Origin of the sequence: Nodosilinea sp. LEGE 07088, from assembly GCF_015207395.1 — a bacterium.
Taxonomy (GTDB): Bacteria; Cyanobacteriota; Cyanobacteriia; order Phormidesmidales; family Phormidesmidaceae; genus Nodosilinea.
On record NZ_JADEWX010000276.1, the window covers coordinates 1 to 5,219 of the forward strand.

General features: G+C 58.5%; 5 protein-coding genes. 3 read left to right on the forward strand and 2 right to left on the reverse strand.

Annotated features, from left to right (window positions below):
* The coding region (locus tag IQ254_RS29560) for a M48 family metalloprotease (RefSeq protein ID WP_193969719.1) at positions 1 to 1,728 on the reverse strand (1,728 nt) is incomplete at its 3' end.
* A 12-nt stretch (positions 1,729 to 1,740) separates the two neighbouring features.
* Positions 1,741 to 2,223, reverse strand: coding sequence for a hypothetical protein (locus IQ254_RS29565; protein WP_193969720.1), 483 nt, complete (start codon positions 2,221 to 2,223; stop codon positions 1,741 to 1,743).
* A gap of 312 nt (positions 2,224 to 2,535) precedes the next feature.
* On the opposite strand from IQ254_RS29565, the gene IQ254_RS29570 reads away from it, so the two are divergent.
* The 3 genes from IQ254_RS29570 to IQ254_RS29580 all read left to right on the forward strand — a co-directional run bounded on the left by IQ254_RS29570 (position 2,536) and on the right by IQ254_RS29580 (position 4,993).
* Positions 2,536 to 3,561, forward strand: coding sequence for an ATP-binding cassette domain-containing protein (locus IQ254_RS29570; protein ID WP_193969721.1), 1,026 nt, complete (start codon positions 2,536 to 2,538; stop codon positions 3,559 to 3,561).
* Between the two features lie 9 nt (positions 3,562 to 3,570).
* Positions 3,571 to 4,488: an ABC transporter permease gene (locus IQ254_RS29575; protein ID WP_193969722.1), complete on the forward strand. Its 918-nt coding sequence runs from the start codon at positions 3,571 to 3,573 to the stop codon at positions 4,486 to 4,488.
* A 136-nt stretch (positions 4,489 to 4,624) separates the two neighbouring features.
* The gene (locus IQ254_RS29580; RefSeq protein WP_193969723.1) at positions 4,625 to 4,993 is read left to right on the forward strand and encodes a hypothetical protein; all 369 of its coding nucleotides are present in this window, start codon (positions 4,625 to 4,627) and stop codon (positions 4,991 to 4,993) included.
* Positions 4,994 to 5,219: the final 226 nt, after the last annotated feature.

Here is a 5,219-nt window from a genome sequence, read left to right on the forward strand (position 1 = left end):
CAAAAAGCCCAGCCCCATTAAGCTGACGAGTACGACCCCCAATCCTTCGACCGGAATCACGTCAGGATCATAGGCGCTGACGCTGAACCCAACGTGGGCGATGCTGCTGGTCACCATGCTGGGCAGGAGTGCCAGGGCCGACAGTCGGGTTAAAAAGCGCCGCTGAGGACGAGGCCCATGACTACCGCCGTGATTGCCGTACAGAGGCCTTGACAACCCCGCCAGAGGCAACAGCCACAACCCAAAGGTGACGGCCCAAAGCAGCACCATTCCCCCTAGCCCCAGGGGGCCAACCCCCACGAGCGAAAAGGTTTTGGGGACTGGAACTAGCAAACACCCCAGCACAAACCCCAAACCCAGCAGCAGCGCTAGCCGAGCGAGTTGAGATGCCCGGGTCAGCGCTTGAGCCTTGGGCCTGATGCGATCGCACCAGGATGCACCCTGAATCTGAAGTCCCACTGTGGCCACCACGGGCAGCACCCCCAGGCCCAGCACCAGCCCCACGATCGCGACCACAACGACGACAAACAACAGGTTCAAAACCAGCCAAACCAGTCGTAGCAGCCACAGCCCAAGGGAGGAGCTCACCAAGCCCTGGGCAAACTGGTTGAGGGTCGAGGTCAGGGCCGTTAGCTCCACCAGGCCGACGTTCAAAAATTGAACCCCAGAATTGAGCACCAGTCCACACAGCAAGCCCGACAGCAGCGCCACCTCCCCACTGGGGCGATAAAGGGTAGCCGGATCCAGCAGGGCGGCGATCCGCTGTTTGTGGGTGGGGTGTTTGCGCGTCAGCCGCTCGTACCATCGGGCCAGGGGCCGCTGCCAGGCCGGACGCTGGTTGGCGATCGGCATCGATGGTTGAGCTGACTCGGTAGCAAACAGCTGCAAGAAGGCGCTAGGCTGCCCGAGCCATGCCCGAGCCCGGGCATCGGCATAGTATTCGCGTACCCGCAACACGCTGCTGAGCAGAATATCCACCAGCAGCAGCAGCCCAAAGGTCTTGAGGTTGATGCCGACAATCGTGGGCAACCCCTGGAGCACGGGCTCAAGTGAGCCCTGAGTTAGCATATTTCTGAGGGTATGCCACACCACGTACAGGTTGAGCAGCCCCAGCAACAGCAGCGCGGTGGGGAAAAAGCTTTTGCCCAGGGCCAAAGCCAGAATGGTTTTGTCAACATCCTGGTTGTCTATGTGCCCCAGTTCGTGGAGCAAAATCGCGTTGAATAGGGGCGATCGCCGCGCCTTGAGAAAGGCCTCGTGCAGCCCTTGGCGCAGACAGACGTATGTGTGCCGACCGTAGCCAAAGGCAATGCCAGTCGGGCGATCGCACCCAGGGCTGACCTCGTCCCACACAAACTCAGGTTGGGCGGCGTTGACTGTCGGCAGCTGTACCAAGAGAGCTTGCAGGTATTGATTCATCGCCTGCAACGAACGCCCTTTTTCCCCGGTGGCGGGGGGTGGAAAGGGCTGCCACTGGCGATCGCGGATCCGCCGCTGGGCATCGTGACGGGCCAGGTGTCGAGCTCGCCAAAAGACCATCGCCATGACCACCAGGGCCGCTATAAAGGCGGGTAGATCGTCCTCGGTGAAGAGCAGGCCGCCAATCACGCCCTCCGCCAGAATAAAGACCGTACCTGCGATCGCCACCAGCAGCAGTAGATAGCGAGCATTGGTTTCAGACGGAAACACAGCGGGGTTCACAGGGTTGGGTACGGGGTGGGGGGGCATGGCAACGCTCCTCTACTGCTGGGCTAGGGCCAAACGCGCAATCACGGCATCGCTAACGGTGCTGGCCTGGTCGGGGTCTAGCCTGAGGCGGTCGGCTTCGGTGGCGGCAATGTCGCGAATGGTGGCAGCAATCACGGCCAACTCGGCCTGGGTGAAAATGGGCTGCGGGGGCTGGTCTGGAGTAAAGAGCTGCTTAACCCAGGTGGAGGCCTCTTCGCCTAGCTCCTCCTGTACGGTTTCAGTCACCGCCTGCAGAAGATAGTTCAAAATCGGAGTCAAGAGGGGGAATACGACCTTGGTAAGGGTCTTAACAGCGAATACCTCACCAATACCCAGTACCTCGTCATCGTCTGAGCTTGCTTGCATAAACTCATCTGGATCGGCAAAATATCGATCGCGAGTTTCCACATAAACCGGAATTTCTTCCGGTGCTATTTCGCTGACAATGCGGTAAGCCGCCTCATTGAGCAAGGCTTTGTTGGTTTCAATAGCCATGGCAAGCTAGTCTCCTGAAACAGGTAGAACGGAAAATCTGACCCTGCCCAAATCCAGTATGAATTCCCTGGGCCGAGAGACCTGATGTGCTCGCGCCAGGATGCGGGCGCAGCCACAGACCAAACCAGCGATTGGGCCACCTGCCCTAGATCCACACCGTCAGAATCGCGGATTTCGAACAGAAGTGAGTTTTTTCACATCGGTTGAGCCTGGATGCAGCCAGATCTGAGCGATCGCCATTCTCCCCCCGATCAAAAGAGTTCTGTAGAATAACCAATGTAGGCACCAACGTTTCTGGGGTGAGCTCTGCCGATGGCCACAGCGGTATCGATTCAGAATTTGAAAAAGTCCTACGGGGCGGTAACGGCGGTGCACGATGTGTCGCTCTCGATTCAGGCGGGGGAGATCTTTGGGCTGCTGGGCCCCAACGGAGCGGGCAAAACCACCACCATCCGCTGCCTCTGCACCCTAGCCACGCCCGACAGTGGCACCCTGGAGGTAATGGGTATTTCGGTACTCGACCAGCCTCGCCTAGTGCGCCAGTATCTCGGCTACATTGCCCAGGAGGTCGCCCTCGATAAGGTACTGACGGGGCGTGAGCTATTGCAGCTCCAGGCTGACATCTACCATATGCCCAAGGGGGTCGCCCGTCCCCGCATTGACCAAATGATCGATCTGCTGGAGTTGGGTGACTGGGCCGACCAAAAAACCGGCACCTACTCTGGCGGGCTCAGAAAGCGCCTCGACCTGGCCCTGGGGCTGTTGCACCAGCCCGATGTGCTGGTGCTGGATGAGCCGACCGTAGGGCTAGACATTGAGACGCGATCGGCGGTGTGGACGTTTTTACGCCAGCTACGGGCAGCAGGTACGACAATCCTGATTACCAGTCACTACCTGGAAGAGGTCGATGCCCTGGCCGATCGGGTGGCGATCATTGACCAGGGCAAGGTCATTGCCGCCGGTACCCCCAGCGATCTCAAAGATAAAATTGGCGGCGATCGCATTACCCTACGCATTCGCGAATTTACCTCAGACAGCGAGGCCCGCCAGGCCCAGGCCATGCTGGCGGATTTACCCTTTGTGCGCGAGGTCATCGTCAATGCGGCCCAGGGCAACTCGCTGAATTTGGTCGTTGACCGACAGCCCGACGTGTTGTTGACGGTGCAGCAGGCGCTCAAAACTGCTGATCTACCGGTATTTGGCATTGCCCAGTCGCGTCCCAGTCTCGACGATGTGTACCTGGCTGCCACGGGCCGCACCCTGATGGATGCGGAACTGGCCGCTGTGGGCCAACGTGATTTAAAGAAAGAGAAAAAACAAGCCATGAAGGGAGCTTAGGACACCACTATGAGTACCACTATTCCCACGACCCCTGCTGGCGGTGAAGGGGCTCCTACCCTCTACAACGCCGACATCAAGGCCTGGAAGGCTGACCTGATAAAATCCCAAGGGCTGGTGTCGGGGGCCTTTGTCCAAGAGACCCTGGCCATGACCCGGCGGCTGTTCATTCAGCTCCAGCGGCGTCCTACTACCCTGGTGGCAGGGATTGTTCAACCCCTGATCTGGCTGGTGCTGTTTGGAGCCCTGTTTCAAAATGTGCCCGCTGGCTTGTTCGGCGAAAGCCGCAACTATGGTCAATTTTTGGGGGCAGGCATCATTGTATTCACGGCCTTTGGCGGAGCGCTCAACGCCGGGTTGCCGGTAATGTTTGACCGCGAGTTTGGCTTTTTAAACCGCTTCTTGGTGGCACCGCTGGCCTCACGCTACTCCATTGTGGTGGCGTCAGCGCTGTTTATTGCGGCCCTGAGTCTGGTGCAAACGGCGGCCATTCTGGCCCTTAGCGCAGTACTCGGGGCCGGGCTGCCGAGTTTACCCGGGCTCATGCTGGTTCTGTTTATTGTCATGACTCTGGTGCTAGGGGTGACGGCGCTGAGTCTGGGATTGACCTTTGCCCTACCGGGGCACATTGAGCTGATTGCGGTTATTTTTGTCACTAACCTGCCGCTACTGTTTTCGAGTACGGCGCTGGTGCCCCTCGACTTTATGCCCCGATGGTTGCAGGTGGTGGCCAGCCTTAACCCGCTCACCTACGCCATTGAGCCCATTCGCTATGTGTACCTACACCCCAGTTGGGGTTTTAGTAGCACCGTGCTGGCAACGCCCTTTGCTGACGTATCCCTAGGTATCTGTTTGGCAGTGCTGGTGGTGTTTTGTGGGCTAGCCCTGGGGCTGATTCAACCTTTGCTGCGGCGGCGGATTGCGTAGGCTGATTTGGGGCCAGATCTAAGTTTGGTCTACAGCAGACGGCAACTTGCGAGGAAGCCGTTACAATGTTTGGCATAGGCGGCGCGATCGCACTAGCCATTCATCCTGTTGTCTTTGGTGTCCAAGGAGTTCTCCTATGGCTTACCTCAAGCCTATCTTTCAATCTGCGGTATTGGTGGCGTTTGGCTTTCTGGCCCTGGCCCCGGCTGCGTTGGCCCAGTCTGCCCCCACTGACCCCAATAGCGCCCCTCGGGTTGATGCCTCTGAAGGGTTTGGCTCTGCCGATGCCCCGGGTGGGGCCTTCGGTGAATCTGGCAGTCTCTTCGATCTAATTCACCGCGCTGCGTTGGCGAATGACCAAACCTCGGGTGAGTTTAGCCGCCAACACCGAGGCCGCATCAGCAATGAAGCCGCTAACTACCGTACCCTCCAGCAGGAAGCGCTGCGACGTCAGTCCCAGGCTGAGGGCTTGGTGGTGCCGACTTCAGAAACGGGTGCGGAGTAAGCGACAATTTTCTGGGCGTCTGACCTTGACTGGTCACGTTGACCCCAGTGCGCAGACTCCTTCTGGGGCAATTTTGTTCAGGGGGAATCTGTGTTGTGCCTTAACGGGTGACAACGTACCTAAAGAGCTTGCTGCATCAGGGATAGAGCATAGAGACCACGCTGAAAATAGCGATGTTTATGGGGTTTGAGCGCTATCAGTTGGAGTGCCCAGTCGGTCCATAACT